This is a genomic window from Streptomyces sp. NPDC090741 (genome assembly GCF_044769045.1).
In the GTDB taxonomy this organism is placed as follows: domain Bacteria; phylum Actinomycetota; class Actinomycetes; order Streptomycetales; family Streptomycetaceae; genus Streptomyces.
Genome location: NZ_JBIVXF010000006.1, coordinates 26,264 through 40,279 on the forward strand (window position 1 = coordinate 26,264; position 14,016 = coordinate 40,279).

Annotated in this window: 8 protein-coding genes and 2 pseudogenes; 2 read left to right on the forward strand and 8 right to left on the reverse strand. The window is 71.0% G+C overall.

What is annotated here, in order from left to right; all coding sequences use genetic code 11:
- Positions 1-70 precede the first annotated feature (70 nt).
- A pseudogene (locus tag ACIQU4_RS17690) lies at positions 71-974 on the forward strand (LysR family transcriptional regulator).
- A 567-nt stretch (positions 975-1,541) separates the two neighbouring features.
- Here ACIQU4_RS17690 and ACIQU4_RS17695 read toward each other — a convergent pair.
- The 4 genes from ACIQU4_RS17695 to ACIQU4_RS17710 form a co-directional block, all read right to left on the reverse strand.
- Positions 1,542-1,847 (reverse strand): hypothetical protein, encoded by a 306-nt coding sequence (locus ACIQU4_RS17695; protein WP_403731061.1) that lies wholly within the window; start codon positions 1,845-1,847, stop codon positions 1,542-1,544.
- Between the two features lie 440 nt (positions 1,848-2,287).
- Positions 2,288-4,000, reverse strand: coding sequence for a glycerol-3-phosphate dehydrogenase/oxidase (locus ACIQU4_RS17700; protein WP_403731064.1), 1,713 nt, complete (start codon positions 3,998-4,000; stop codon positions 2,288-2,290).
- A 37-nt stretch (positions 4,001-4,037) separates the two neighbouring features.
- Positions 4,038-5,555, reverse strand: coding sequence for a glycerol kinase GlpK (gene glpK / locus ACIQU4_RS17705; protein WP_403731067.1), 1,518 nt, complete (start codon positions 5,553-5,555; stop codon positions 4,038-4,040).
- Between the two features lie 99 nt (positions 5,556-5,654).
- On the reverse strand, positions 5,655-6,506 hold the full coding sequence (locus tag ACIQU4_RS17710) for an MIP/aquaporin family protein (RefSeq protein ID WP_403731070.1): 852 nt from the start codon (positions 6,504-6,506) through the stop codon (positions 5,655-5,657).
- Between the two features lie 305 nt (positions 6,507-6,811).
- On the opposite strand from ACIQU4_RS17710, the gene dhaK reads away from it, so the two are divergent.
- Positions 6,812-7,819: a dihydroxyacetone kinase subunit DhaK gene (gene dhaK, locus ACIQU4_RS17715; protein ID WP_403731073.1), complete on the forward strand. Its 1,008-nt coding sequence runs from the start codon at positions 6,812-6,814 to the stop codon at positions 7,817-7,819.
- Positions 7,820-8,495: 676 nt separating this feature from the next.
- On the opposite strand, the gene ACIQU4_RS17720 is transcribed toward dhaK, so the two are convergent.
- From ACIQU4_RS17720 to ACIQU4_RS17735, 4 genes and pseudogenes are all read right to left on the reverse strand, one after another.
- Positions 8,496-9,029: a TspO/MBR family protein gene (locus ACIQU4_RS17720; RefSeq protein WP_403731076.1), complete on the reverse strand. Its 534-nt coding sequence runs from the start codon at positions 9,027-9,029 to the stop codon at positions 8,496-8,498.
- Positions 9,030-9,153: 124 nt separating this feature from the next.
- Positions 9,154-11,241 carry a S9 family peptidase gene (locus ACIQU4_RS17725; RefSeq protein WP_403731079.1) on the reverse strand — a complete coding sequence of 696 codons (2,088 nt, stop codon included), beginning with the start codon at positions 11,239-11,241 and terminating at the stop codon, positions 9,154-9,156.
- A 172-nt stretch (positions 11,242-11,413) separates the two neighbouring features.
- Positions 11,414-13,195 (reverse strand): N-acetylglutaminylglutamine amidotransferase, encoded by a 1,782-nt coding sequence (locus ACIQU4_RS17730; protein ID WP_403731082.1) that lies wholly within the window; start codon positions 13,193-13,195, stop codon positions 11,414-11,416.
- A 629-nt stretch (positions 13,196-13,824) separates the two neighbouring features.
- Positions 13,825-13,962, reverse strand: a pseudogene (locus tag ACIQU4_RS17735) (VWA domain-containing protein); the annotation flags it as partial.
- Between the last annotated feature and the right edge of the window lie 54 nt (positions 13,963-14,016).

The window sequence follows — 14,016 nt, forward strand, 5'->3', positions numbered from 1 at the left end:
GCATCCACGCCAGGGACATACCAGGCATGAGGCCAACGAAAGTTTGGAACGCCTGGTATGCGTAGAAGTCATGGACTTCACGGACGTCACCCTCACCGCCCTGCGGGTCTTCCGGGCCGTGGCCGAGCGGGGCACCCTCACCGCCGCCGCCCACCAGCTCGGCTACACCCAGTCAGCGGTCTCCCGCCAGATCGCCTCCCTGGAACGAGCCTCAGGCACCCTGCTCCTCGAACGGCGCCGGGACGGCGTACGTCTCACTTCCGCCGGACACCTCGTCCTGCGCCGGGCCACCACCGTCATCGACGGCATCGACGCCACCGCCCGCCAGCTCGCCGGACTGCCCGCCCAGGCCGGCACCGTACGGCTGGGATGGTTTCCCAGCGCCGGCGCCGCCCTGGTCCCACGGGCCCTCGCCGCACTGCGCACCACCGACCCCGCCATCACCCTGACGACCCGCGAGGGCAGCACCCCCGCCCTGGTCCGGGCACTGCGGGCCGGCAGCATCGACCTCGCCCTGCTCGGCTCCGCCGGACACCGAAACACCAGCGCTGACTCTGCACACCCTCAGCGAGCGCAGCCTGCACATCGCCGTCCCCGCCGGCCATCCCCTCGCCCGGGGCGAGTTCATCGACGTCACCGAGCTGCGGGGCCAACGCTGGATCACCGGCCCGGCCTCCGAAGAGGACCGCCTCATGGGCGTGTGGCCCGGCCTCGACGAGAAACCCGACATCGCCCACACCGCACGCGACTGGCTCGCCAAACTCCACCTCGTGGCCGCCGGCTGCGGCATCACCACCGCACCCGCCACCCTCACCGCTGCCGCACCCCCCGGAGTCCGCATCCTCCCCGTACGCGGCGGCCCACAGGAACAACGCCGCCTGCTCCTCGCCCACCTCCCCGCCCCGCTCGACGAACCCGCCACCCGCGTCGCCGAAATCCTGCGCACCACAGTTCTCGACACAGAGCGCCAGTGAACACACACCCGCCAGAGTCATCAGCACTACTACGGGCGGAAGATTCAGACGGAAGTTCGTTTCAACTCGCTGTCCCTTGGGCCGGGCAAAGACCACCCTCAACGAGAAAAGGACGTGCGACAAATGCGGGCTTATAACCGCGTCGCCAGCGGAGTAGCTGCCGTGACCGAGCGCTCCACTTGGCCTCATCGGCAGATGCCAGGGGCTGCGCTCTCGCTGGGGCCCGGACGTCGTCGAGGACGCACAGCGCGAATGGCGTCACCCATGACGCGGGGCCCGATCCGCGAAGTCATAGGCGCAGCGATCCACGCGGTGACAGGTTGCTTCCTAGGGGCCGGTGGGCTGTCCGCATCGGTGGTCTTGGTCCTCTTGGTCGCCAATACGTGGACCAATCGGCGATTCGCCTCCTGTGGGGTCATTCCCCAGTCCCACTCAGTTTTGTGGAGCCGTAGGGAGACGACGCCGTGCCGGGCCGACCACAGCAGGAGTGCGGAGGCGAAGGGTGCGTCCGGGTCGACTCGTGAGCGGGCCGGTGTACGGATTCAGGCTGACTGACGGGATGCCGCGTCAGCCCCGGCCGTCCGAAGGCCGTTCCGCCTCCACGGCAAGGGCGTCGATCAGGCGGCAGAGCGAGTGCAGTGCGAGATCGTCGGCGGCTGTGTGGCGCAGGACGACGATTGCGTTGTTGTCCAGGGCCCGGAGCAGGCGCCCGGCGTAGACGAGGTTGTCCACCTCGCGCACAGCCGCGCGCATCGACTCCTCCGTCCACGGCATCCGCGCCAGACCGGCGGCGAAGCCCAGTTCCCCGTCCGACGGGATCCAGTGTCCCTGCCCGTGCGCGGCGAGCAGGTGGGTGACATCGCGTTCCAGCACCCTCCAGGCAAGATCGACGGGGCCGAGCTCGGTTTGCCTTCGGCTGGGTCTGCCTAAGTAGCAGAGCGAGCACAGGGTCACCAGGCGTGGCGGCCCGAAGCCGGGCCGGAAGGTGACGGTGAGCCTCGGGTCGGCGAGGGCCTGGTCGTCGTCCGGGCACAGATGGCAGGACTGTGCGGCAGCCGCCGGCCTCAGAAGCCTGACGTTGTCGCCGCTGCTTGTGGGAGGAGTCACCAGTGCCCAACGACGGACACCGCCCCGTCGTGACGAAAGGCGACGCAAGCAAAGGGACCATGCCGTCTCAGAGGTCGTTTTCGCCTGTTGTTTCTTCCCAGAACCAGGTGCTCTGTGGCCTTCTTCGGGTCGCGCCAGGAGATGGTGTTCTCGCCCGGGCCGGCATCGGCACGTGGTCCCGCTGACGCCGGGCCCCCGGCAGGCGTTCAGTTCACCGGGATGATGTCGGGGGCGCCGAGCCGCACCGCGTCGGCGGTCAGGTCGTCCGGCTGCTGCTGGGCCTCGCGCTCGGCGGCGACGCGCTTGAGGTAGTGGTCGACCTCGCGGTCCTGGTGCGCCTGGTCCCATCCCAGGTGGGGCGCCATCAGTTGGGCCACGGTCGGCGCCGCGTCCACCCCGCGGTCCCAGGACTCGATGGAGATCCGGGTGCGCCGGGCGAGGACGTCCTCCAGATGGCGGGCTCCCTCGTGGGTCACCGCGTACACGGCCTCGACCCTCAGGTAGTCGTCGGAGCTCGGCAGTGCCTCGCCGAGCGCGGGGTCGGCAGCCACCAGGGCGAGCACTTCGGGCGCCAGGGAGCCGTAGCGGTTCAGGAGGTGTTCGATGCGGGCGACATGGAGCCCGGAGCGCTCGGCGAGCCGCTGCCGCGAGTTCCACAGCGCCAGGTAGCCGTCGGCGCCCAGCAGCGGAACGCGGTGTGTGACGCAGTGGGGAACCTTCTCGTCCAGGCCTCGGACGGCCTCGTCGACCGCGTCCTTGGCCATCACCCGGTACGTGGTGTACTTGCCGCCCGCCACCACGACGAGTCCGGGTACGGGATGGGCGACGAGGTGCTCCCGGGACAGCCTGCTGGTCTCCGCCGCCTCGCCGGACAGCAAGGGGCGTAGGCCGGCGTAGACACCCTCGACGTCTTCGGGGGCCAGGGGGGTGGTCAGCACGCTGTTGACGTGTTCCAGCAGGTAGGTGACGTCCTTGGAGCTGAGGGCAGGGTGGGCTTTGTCGAGTGTCCAGTCGGTGTCGGTGGTCCCGATGATCCAGTGCCGGCCCCAGGGAATGACGAACAACACGCTCTTCTCGGTGCGCAGGATCAGCCCGGTGCGGGAGTTGATCCGGTCACGGGGGACGAGCAGGTGGACGCCCTTGGAGGCGCGGACGTGGAACTGGCCGCGGGTGCCGGCCATGGCCTGGGTGTCGTCCGTCCACACCCCGGTCGCATTGATGACCTGCTTGGCCCGCACCTGCGTTTCGTCGCCGCTCTCCAGGTCGGTGATGACGGCCCCGACCACCCGCTCGCCCTGCCGCAGGAAGCCGCTGACGCTGGTGCGGTTGGCGGTCAGCGCCCCGTACGAAGCTGCCGTACGGGCGAGGAAGAGCGTGTGCCGGGCGTCGTCGACCTGGGCGTCCCAGTACTGGATGGCGCCCACCAGGGCGTCGGAGCGTAGGGCGGGTGCCTCGCGCAGGGCCCGACGCCTGCTCATGTGGCGGTGGTGGGGCAGACCACCGGAGGTACCGGAGGCCCGCGCCATCGCGTCGTAGAGCAGGACCCCGCAGCCGACGTAAGGGCGTTCGGTGACGCGGTGTTGCAGGGGGTAGAGGAACGGCACCGGATGCACCAGGTGGGGGGCGAGGTACCGGAGCAGGAGGCCGCGTTCCTTGAGCGCTTCGGCGACCAGGCGGAAGTCGAGCATCTCCAGGTAGCGCAGGCCCCCGTGGATGAGTTTGCTGGAGCGGCTGGACGTACCCGAGGCCCAGTCGCGGGCTTCGACGAGCCCGACGCTCAGGCCTCGGGTGGCGGCGTCCAGGGCGGCCCCGCTGCCGACGACTCCGCCCCCGACGACGAGGACGTCGAGTTCGCCCCGTCCCATCGCGGCGAGGGCCTGGGTGCGGGCCCGGGCTGAGAGGGCTACCGGATCGACCATGGTCTCCTCCTCGGTGCTGCGGGCCCGCGGCCGGAACCTATTCGACCTTGGCCCAGTCGAGCGTGCGCTCCACCGCGCGCTTCCAGCCCTCGTAGCCCTCCGTGCGCCGTTCCTCCGACCACTCGGGCTGCCAGCGCTTGGACTCCTGCCAGTGGGTGCGCAGTTCGTCCGTGTCCCGCCAGAATCCGGTGGCGAGCCCGGCCGCGTAGGCGGCGCCGAGCGCGGTCGTCTCGGCGACCACGGGGCGGCTGACCGGTACGCCGAGGACGTCGGCCTGGGTCTGCATGCAGAGGTCGTTGGCGGTGACTCCGCCGTCGACCTTGAGTACGTCGAGGTGGACGCCGGAGTCTTGCTCCATGGCTTCCACCACGTCGCGGGTCTGATAGCAGATGGCTTCCAGGGTGGCCCGCGCCAGGTGTCCGTTGTCGTGGTAGCGGGCCAGGCCGACGATCGCGCCGCGGGCGTCGGAGCGCCAGTACGGGGCGAACAGGCCGGAGAAGGCGGGGACGAAGTAGATGCCGCCGCTGTCCTCGACGGTGCGCGCCAGACGCTCGCTCTCGGCGGCGTCGCCGATGATCTTCAGCTGATCGCGCAGCCACTGCACGGCGGAGCCGGTGACCGCGATGGATCCTTCGAGTGCGTAGATCGCGGGGCTGTCGCCGAACTGGTACGCCACGGTGGTCAGGAGGCCGTGTTGCGAGCGGACCAGTTCCGTGCCGGTGTTGAGCACCAGGAAGTTGCCGGTCCCGTACGTGTTCTTCGCCTCGCCGGGCGCGTAGCAGACTTGCCCGACGGTGGCCGCCTGCTGGTCACCGAGGACACCGGTGATGGGGATGGCCTCGCGTAGCGGCCTGGAGGTGCGGGTCTGTCCGTACGCCTCAGGGTGGGAGGACGGGTTGATGGTGGGCAGCATGGAGCGGGGGATGTCGAAGAATCCGAGAAGCTCGTCGTCCCAGTCGAGGGTCTCCAGGTCCATGAGCATGGTGCGGCTGGCGTTGGTGACGTCGGTGGCGTGGACGCCACCGTCCGGCCCGCCGGTGAGGTTCCACAGCACCCAGCAGTCGGTGTTTCCGAAGAGGGCGTGGCCCTGCTCGGCGGCCTGCCGCACGCCGTCGACGTTCTCCAGGATCCATTGGATCTTTCCGCCGGAGAAGTAGGTGGCCGGTGGCAGCCCCGCCTTTCGGCGGATGACCTCGCCCTGGCCGCCGCGTTCCAGTGCGGCGGCGATGGAGTCGGTACGGGTGTCCTGCCAGACGATGGCGTTGTAGTAGGGGCGGCCCGTGCGGGGGTCCCAGACGACGGTCGTCTCGCGCTGGTTGGTGATGCCGACGGCCGCCAGGTCCGAGGCGTCGAGGTTTCCGTGCCGGAGGGCGTTCTGGATGACCGAGTTGGTGCGTTCCCAGATCTCCACCGGGTCGTGTTCGACCCACCCCGAGCGCGGGAGGATCTGGTTGTGCTCCAGCTGGTGCCGCGCCACCTCGTTGCCGGCGTGGTCGAAAATCATGAAACGGGTGCTCGTGGTTCCCTGGTCCACTGCGCCGACGAAGTCAGCCATGGGGTGCCGCCTCCTCTTGGGATGCCGTGTGGGGGCTGTCGTACGGAACGGGACGCGACGGGACGGGACGTGCCGCTGCCCGTCCCGCAGCGGACCCGGTCAGCTCGTCTCTTCCGGTGCCGGTACGCGTCCGGGAGGCTCCGGTTCTGCGGTCGGCAGGAACCTGCCGATGAACAGCTTGTAGATTCCAGCACCCAGCAGACCGCCGATGAAGGGGCCGATGATCGGCACCCAGAAGTAGAAGTTGCCGTACTGATCCCTCCATGCACCTCCGTACCCGGTGAGGAAGCTGGCCAGACGGGGGCCGAGGTCACGGGCCGGATTGATCGCGTACCCGGCGTTGGTACCCCACGCCATGCCGATCGCCACGACGATCAGGCCGACGATGAACGGTGCCAGGTTGGCGCCGGGCGGCGTGCCCAGCAGGTCCGTGACCGCGAAGATCAGCAGCAGCAGGATCGCGGTGCCGATGATCTGGTCGCGCAGCGCCCCCCACTCGGTCACCGGCAGGTTCGTGTTTCCGTTGGCCGGGAGCGTGGAGAAGACGATTTGTGTCTTGATGGTGTGACCGGGGTCGGCCTTGGCCAGCGCTTCGGTGTAATTCCAGCGGACGATCAGGGCCGCCACGAAGGCTCCGGCCAGCTGGGCCAGCGCATAGGGGGCCACCTTGCTCCACGGAAAGCCCTTGAAGGCGGCCAGGGCGACGGTCACAGCGGGGTTGAGGTGGGCGCCGCTGAGCCTTGCCGCGACGTAGACACCCAGGGTGACGCCGAGGCCCCAGGCCCAGGCGATGCTGTCGTGGTTCCCGAGGCCGCCCGCAGGGTCCGTCAGGGCTCCGCCCGCGACCACCTGGGCCACCACACCACAGCCGAAGAGGATGAGGATCATGGTGCCGGCGAATTCGGCTGACAATTCACCGACCAGCCCCGACGCTTTGAGACGCTCCTTCATGGGTGCCCGCTTCCCGCCGGTCGAAGACCGGCTTTCGCCTGCCCCGAGCCCCCCGGCTTCAGGGTAGATCGGGTCGCCCGTACGGGAAAGGCGAGGACAGTCCGGTCCGCCGGGACCGGTGCCCGCACAGGGCTCCTCGGTCATTCTCCGAGCCGGTCGCCCGAGCCCTCGCGGATGTCCGCGGCGTGGCAGCACACTGTGCGTAGGGCGTGCCCTCGCTGACGCGCCCGCCCGGCGCACGGCGCTCGGTACTCGTGGCCGCACCGGGCTGCTCACCCGCAGCTGCTCCGACCGGGAGGCACACGATGAAGATGTTGATCAACAGTCCGCAGACCGTGGTCGCGGACGCCCTCCGCGGGCTGGCCGCGGCCCACCCGGAACTGGACGTGGACGCCGACGCCCGGGTCGTCCTACGGCGGGACGCGCGGCAGGGCGGGCGGGTCGGTCTCGTCTCCGGGGGCGGCTCCGGACACGAGCCCTTGCACGCCGGCTTCGTCGGATACGGAATGTTGTCCGCCGCCTGTCCGGGCGAGGTGTTCACATCCCCCGTGCCCGACCAGATGGTGCGGGCGGCCAAGGCCGTGGACTCCGGCCAGGGGGTGCTGTTCATCGTCAAGAATTACACCGGGGACGTGCTGAACTTCGACATGGCCGCCGAGCTCGCCGAGGAGGACGGCATCCGGGTCGAGCGGGTGCTGGTCAACGACGACGTCGCCGTGACCGACAGCCTCTACACCGCCGGGCGTCGCGGCACGGGGGCCACGCTCTTCGTTGAGAAGATCGCCGGGGCCGCAGCGGAGGAGGGTGCGCCATTGGAGCAGGTCGCCGCGGTCGCCCGACGGGTCAACGAAGCCTCGGGCAGCTTCGGCGTGGCGCTGAGCGCCTGCACCACCCCTGCCAAGGGCAGTCCCACCTTCGACCTGCCGGACGGCGAGCTGGAGCTGGGCATCGGGATCCACGGCGAGCCGGGCCGGGAGCGGCGGCCGATGATGCCGGCGGGGGAGATCGCGGAGGTCGCGGTGGACTCCGTGCTGGACGACATGGCGAACACGGCCCAGGCTGCCGACGGGCCGGTACTGGCCCTGGTGAACGGGATGGGCGCAACGCCACTGCTGGAGCTGTACGGCTTCCACGCGGAGGTGACCCGGGTACTGGCGGCTCGGGGCGTCCCGGTGGCCCGGACCCTCGTGGGGAACTACGTCACCTCGTTGGACATGGCGGGGTGCTCGGTGACTCTGTGTCGGGTCGATGAGGAAATGTTGCGGCTGTGGGACGCGCCGGTGCAGACGGCAGCGCTGCGCTGGGGCCGCTGACCCTGACCCCCCTCAGCTGCTGTCGGCGTCTGGAAGCCCGGGCCGGTGCCGTCGAACCGAAGGCACGAGTCGTATCCGCTGCGGCTTGCGCCTCCACCAGCACCTTGAGCCCCGCGCGAAAGAGTCGGCGAGGGCGGCACGCAACTGCCCGGTCCCGCAAGATCTGCGTCGCCCGCTGCTTCGGCGGCCGGTGGCGGAGCGAGGCGACGAAAGTCGGCCGCACCCGGCTCGGCCGACGGTGTCGCGACCGCCTACGGATCGCCACCCGGGAGGGGCTCGATCCGCGAGGCGGCGTCCTCCGCGGGCCCGAAGGGACGAGCGCCCCTCGAATCGGCCTACGCGGGTCCGTCAGCGCAGGTTGAGCCACCTGCCGGCTTGCCGTTGGCGTTGCCGTTGATCGCCATGCCGAGGGCGACCGGCCTGGCCGGGGTGATGTCGTTGGCCGTCAGGGAGCCCTTGCGTACGCCGCGGTCGTCGCCTTCCCGCTCGTAGGAAAGACGGATCGTCTTGACGGCCGAGCCCTCGCCGAACTCCAGCTCACGTGCCGACCGCCAGGGCCTGACCGGTGGGCGCGGCCAGGTCCATGGTCCAGGATCTCCGGGCCGGATTGCGCCCGGGGACCCGACTGCCGATGAACCGCCGTGTGGCCGGGTGTCAGCGACCCGCTGCCGGAGCGTCAGCGGGCGCGGTCGCGGCGTACGAGTGAGGCGTTCAGGGCCGTGGCGAAGCCGCACCAGGCCGCGTACGGCACCAGTGCCGCTCCGGCCGCCCCGTCCGTACGGGCGGCGCGCCGGAGCAGCTCGGCATTGCTGAGCTCCAGTGCGAGGGTGCCGGCCAGGCCCGCGGCGGGGTTGCGGGCCTTGAAGAACAGCCCGTTCCAGCCGGCGTTCAGAGCCGGATTGGCCGCCACGCTGCCTGCCAGCGCGGCGCGACGGTCGGGCGGCGCCGCGTTCCAGTCACGGCCGACCGCCCAGGCGATCCCCGCGTACAGCGGGGTCCAGACCGCGCCGAAGGCCCAGCCCGGCGGCTGCCAGGCCGGTTTGCGCAGCTGCCGGTACCAGGAACTGTCCGGGTCGACGGCGACGGAGCCGGCCGCCGCGGCCGCTGCCGCCGCGGGGCGGATACGGCGTGGGCCCGCAGGCCGCCGCCCGCCGGGTGCGCTTCGCTGAGGATACGCATGCCGGGCTTCTGCCCGGACCCGCCGCTCCACACCCGGGCGGCGAGGGCGGTTCGGCGGTCGGGCGCTACACGCTGCCAAGGCCGGCGGGCCGCGCAGCCCCGCGGCCGCACTCCCGGATGTCAATGGGATGGCGCTTCGTTCTCGGTGGGTCTGGTCACGGGGCCGGGGTGAGATGCCGTTCCAGCCAGTCCGCTGCAGCGCGCCGGTAGAGCCGCCGGTTGTCCGCCCGCAGGAATTCGTGGCCTTCGTCGTGCAACGTCAGCTGCCGCGCCGGCACGCCGCGCGCGCGTGCCGCCCGGACGAACTGATCCGACTCTGTCGGCGGCACGTTGGTGTCGTGCTCACCGTGGACGGCCAGGACAGGGGCCCGCAGCTGATCGATGCGGCTCATCGGGGACAGGGCGCGGAGCAGTTCCCGGTCGTGTTGGGGGTGGCCGTACTTGACGGCTGCGGACTGCGCGATCCACGGCTCCGTACCGGCGAAGAAGGTGGCGAAGTCCGACATCCCGCAGACCGCGACACCGGCGCGGAAGAGGTGCGGATGCCACACGAGGGAGGCCATGGTGAGGTAGCCGCCGTACGAGCGGCCCATCACCCCGAGCCTCAGGGGGTCCGCGTACCCGAGCGAAACCACGTGTGCGGCGCAGTCGGCGACGTCGTCGATCGCCGCGAACCGGCCCGCGCCGAGGTCGGCGTCCACGAAGGACCGGCCCCGGCCGGACGAGCCGCGGACGTCGGGGGCGAAAACGTCCAGGCCCCTGCCGAGGAGCTCGTGGTACAGCGGGCTGAACACGGGCCGCTCCTGCTCCTCCGGTCCGCCGTGGAGGTGGATCACGCACGGCGCCGGCCGGCCCGGTTCCTGCTCCGGCGCACGGTAGTACCAGCCGCCGAGTACGAGCCCGTCCCTGGCCTCGCAGCGCAGGGTTACCGGGCGTACGGGCGGCCGCCCGGGCGGGACCGTGTCCTCGTCCCGCGCCGTCCAGCCGGTACGCGCCGGGAGGAGGGCCTCGTCCAGTTCCCAGATGCCGGGCCTGCGCCGGGATCCCGACAGCGCGGCGAACGATCCGCCGCGCTCCAAGGGCGCGATGCGGGTGACCACTTCGTGGGGCAGGACCGGATGGTGTCGCGCTGCGATGCCGCCGTCCGTACGGCCGAGGGGCAGCCCCACGCTTTCCAGCTCTGTCGCGCCGTGCGCGTTCCAGGCGAGGAAGGCCCACCGGCCGTGGTCGGGCACGCTCAGCAGATCGAGCGCGGACTCCTCCCGCTCGGCGGCGACGGACAGCCCCCGCGACGCGCCCCCCTCGTCCAGCCGCACCCTCAGGAGGGCCGCGAACTCCCGCGCCGCGTCGCTGCGCAGCCACAGCGTCCGCGCGTCGGTGGAGAACCGGCCGATCCAGGGGTCGCCGTCGGCCGCGTGCAGCGCGAAGGTGGTGCGGCCCGAGGCGGCGTCGAGTACGAGGGCCTCGCGTCGGCCGCGCGGGCCGCGGCGGACGAGCGCGAAGCGGCCGTCCGCACTCAGGTCGCACACGCGCAGGGAGGCGGCTCCCTCCTCGCTGAACAGCAGGACCGGGGCGTTGGCTCCGTCCGGGTCGACCAGGTAGGCGGCCAGTGCGCCGCTGCGCGCCGGGGCGGGGTCGGCCGCCGGCGCACCGCTCCCCGGAGGTCGGCCCGCTCCGAGCACGGACGGCTCGGGGTACCGCCGAGCCGGTTGCTGCGCTTCTCCTCCATCGAGGAGGGTGGCCGGGCCGTAGCGTTCGGACCACGCCGGGCCCGGTGCCCCTCCGGCAGCCGTCGGCGGCCCCTCCGCGTCCGGCGGCAGGTGTCCCGGTCCGGCGTGCTCCGAGCCCGCCGGGGAGGGCTGTGCGACCGTGACGGCGAGGGCGGTGCCGTCGCGCGTCCAGCACCCGAGGTGAGCCGAACTTCCCGGCTCCGCACCCGCGAGAACCCGACGTCCGGTGCCGTCCGGACGCACCACCAGGACCCGGGTGTGCTCCCCGCCCCCGGGCGCCGAGGTGTAGGCGATCCAGCGCCCGTCCGGCGACCAGGAGACCTCGGTCACCGGGTCCGGGTCGCCGTCCAGCACGTGTACCTCGCTCCCCCGGGCGGGCCCGCTCCACAGTTGGGGGACGCCGGCCCGGTCGCAGATGAACGCCACGCGCTCGCCCGTCGGATCGGCCGACGGGTACCAGCATCCGTGGGCGACCAGGACGGTAGGGGGGTCGATGCCGCGACGGTCGGGCATCCGAACCGGCGCGGGGGCCGGCGCCGGGTCCTGCGCAGGGTCCGCCGGGAATGCTCCACCCGCGGGGGGATCGGTCACCCCGCTGGTCGTTGCGGGCGCGGGCCCCGAGGGTTCGGTGTGCTCCGGGGGCATGGGCCGCCTCTCCAAGGCTTGCGCTTCAGGTGTCGAGCGCTCACTTGATACCGTGCTTCTGCAACCAGATCTCCAGCGACGCGACCTGCCACAGGGTGTTGGCTCCGCGTTTGGTGCGATGGCGGTTGGGTGCCGCGAGCAGCTCGTGGACCAGGCGCTGGTCGAAGACGCCGCGTCGGCGTGCCTCCGGGGCCGTGAGCGCGTCGCGTACGCGAGCGAGCACGGGCTCGGCCATGTACCGGACCGCCGGCACCGGAAAGTAGCCCTTCGGGCGGTCGACGACTTCAGGGGGCAGGATCTTGCGCCCGATGTCCTTGAGCACGGCCTTCCCGCCCTGCGCGAGCTTGAGCCGCGGAGGGCAGGCCGCTGCCAGTTCGACGAGCTCGTGGTCCAGGAACGGCACCCTCGCCTCCAGGCCCCAGGCCATCGTCATGTTGTCGACCCGCTTGACCGGGTCGTCCGGCATGAGGGCGTGGACGTCCATACGGAGCGCCGCGTCGAGAGCGGTCGCGGCCCCCGGCGCGGCCATGTGCGCCCGGACGAACTCCATGGAGGCGTCGTGGCCGGCGGTGAAGTCCCGGTGCAGCATGGCGGTGAGATCGGCGTGCGTGCGGTCGAAGTACGAGTCCGCGTACGCCTCGTCCGCATCCGGCCGGGTGGCCGCGGCGATCTGCGGGTACCAGTGGTATCCGGCGAACACCTCGTCGGCGCCCTGGCCGCAGAGCACGACCTTGACCTCCTTGGAGACCTGTTCCGACAGCATGTGGAACGCGACGGCGTCGTGGCTGACCATCGGCTCGCTCATGGCACCGATCGCGGCTTCCAGCGCCGACGGAAGCCGATCGGACGGAATCATGAACTGGTGGTGGTCGGTCGAGAACTGTCGCGCGATCAGGTCCGAATACCGGAACTCGTCTCCGTCCTCCCCGTTCTCCGCCTCGAACCCCATCGCGAAGGTCGGGAGCTCCTCATGCCCCGCCTCGGCGAGCAGCGCCACGATCAGGCTGGAATCGAGCCCGCCCGACAGGAGCACGCCCACGGGAACGTCCGCAACCGTGCGCCGCCGAACCGCCGTGCGCAGCGCGTCGTGCACCGCCTCCCGCCAGAGTGCCGGGTCCTCGCCGAGTTCGGGGTTCCGGGTGTACGACGGCTGCCAATAGCAGTGGTCACGGTGCGTACCGTCCCGCTCCACGACGCGGACGGTGGCCGGCGGGATCTTTCGTACTCCGGCCAGTACGGTACGGGGCGCCGGGACGGTGCCGTGCCAGCTCAGGTACTGGTGAAGCGCCACCAGGTCGAGGGACGTGTCGACTCCCCCGCCCGCGAGCAGGGCGGGCAGGGTGGAAGCGAAGCGGAGCCGGTCGCTGTCCTGGGTGACGTACAGGGGCTTGATGCCCAACCGGTCGCGAACCAGCACGACCCGGCCGGTGTGGTGCTCGACCACCGCGAAGGCGAACATCCCGATGAGGGACTGGACGCACGCCCGGCCCCATTCGGCGTACGCCTTGACGACGACCTCGGTGTCGGAGCGGGAGAAGAAGCGGTGTCCGAGCCCTTCCAGGCGCTCACGCAGCTCGCGGTAGTTGTAGATGCAACCGTTGAAGACCGCGGTGAGACCCAGTTGCGTGTCGGTCATGGGCTGGGCGCCGCACTCGGAAAGATCGATGATCTTCAGGCGCCGGTGCCCCAGCGCCACCGCGCCCTGCGACCACGCCCCGCGGCCGTCCGGTCCCCGCGGCTCCAACATATCGGTCATGCGTTCGACTGCGGCGAGGTCCGGTCTACCGCCGTCGAAACGCATCTCCCCGCTCACACCACACACGGGACACCCACCACGCGTACGGCACCGTGCGGGCGCCGCGCCCTCGGGGCCTGCCTTTCCATGGACCAACTGGTCGCGTTCGCCATCACTGCACTCCTGTACCACTTCGGCCCATGACGGACGGCCGGCCCGTACGGGCGATCACATACGCGGCGCCTGCCCGTCCGAGCGGCCTTTAAGCGACCGCGTCAGCCATCGACGCCGGTGGACGTGTGTGCGGCGCGCACGGGTTTGGACTCGGGTGCGCCCCCGCCGGCTCATATGGACGGCGAGGGCGCCCGTGCGGTCGGGGGCGCTGCCGGCAGCCGAGCCGGGCCGCTGATCCGCCGCGGATACCGCTCTCGAGAAGGGCCGGACTCCGACGCCCGATATTCGAGACGAGCAGCTCCGCGATCAGGAAGGATGCGGGCAAGACGGCGTCACGGCGGCACCACGGTCGGCTCCGCGAGTGGCGGCGCCGACCGGTCCAGGAGCCACGCGCGCGTCCCCGACGCCGGATCCGGACCCGGCTCTCCAAGATCGATTGTCAGTGGTGGATGGGAGGATCGAAGTATCGAGTCGGAAAACAGGGGGAGCCGCCATGTCCGGAAAGCAGAACTACATCAATCACGTCGCTCTCGTGCTGGACGCCAGATGACGCACTCCACCTTGTCCGCGAAGACGTACACCGTGACACGGGTTTCCTGGTCCAGTTCCTGTGACCGGCGGGCCAGATAGGCGATCTGCTGATCGGCGACTTCGACCACCTTGCGGCTCAGGTGCGACATGGACGAACTGGTGATTCTCGCAGCTCCCTCGGAACCAGGAACTACTGTCGCGAT

Excerpts from the sequence above, each read along its gene's own strand:
- ACIQU4_RS17700 (WP_403731064.1), bottom strand. The coding sequence starts at position 4,000 with ATGGTCGATCCGGTAGCCCTCTCAGCCCGGGCCCGCACCCAGGCCCTC.
- glpK (WP_403731067.1), bottom strand. The coding sequence starts at position 5,555 with ATGGCTGACTTCGTCGGCGCAGTGGACCAGGGAACCACGAGCACCCGT.
- ACIQU4_RS17710 (WP_403731070.1), bottom strand. The coding sequence starts at position 6,506 with ATGAAGGAGCGTCTCAAAGCGTCGGGGCTGGTCGGTGAATTGTCAGCC.
- dhaK (WP_403731073.1), top strand. The coding sequence starts at position 6,812 with ATGAAGATGTTGATCAACAGTCCGCAGACCGTGGTCGCGGACGCCCTC.
- ACIQU4_RS17725 (WP_403731079.1), bottom strand. The coding sequence starts at position 11,241 with ATGCCCGACCGTCGCGGCATCGACCCCCCTACCGTCCTGGTCGCCCAC.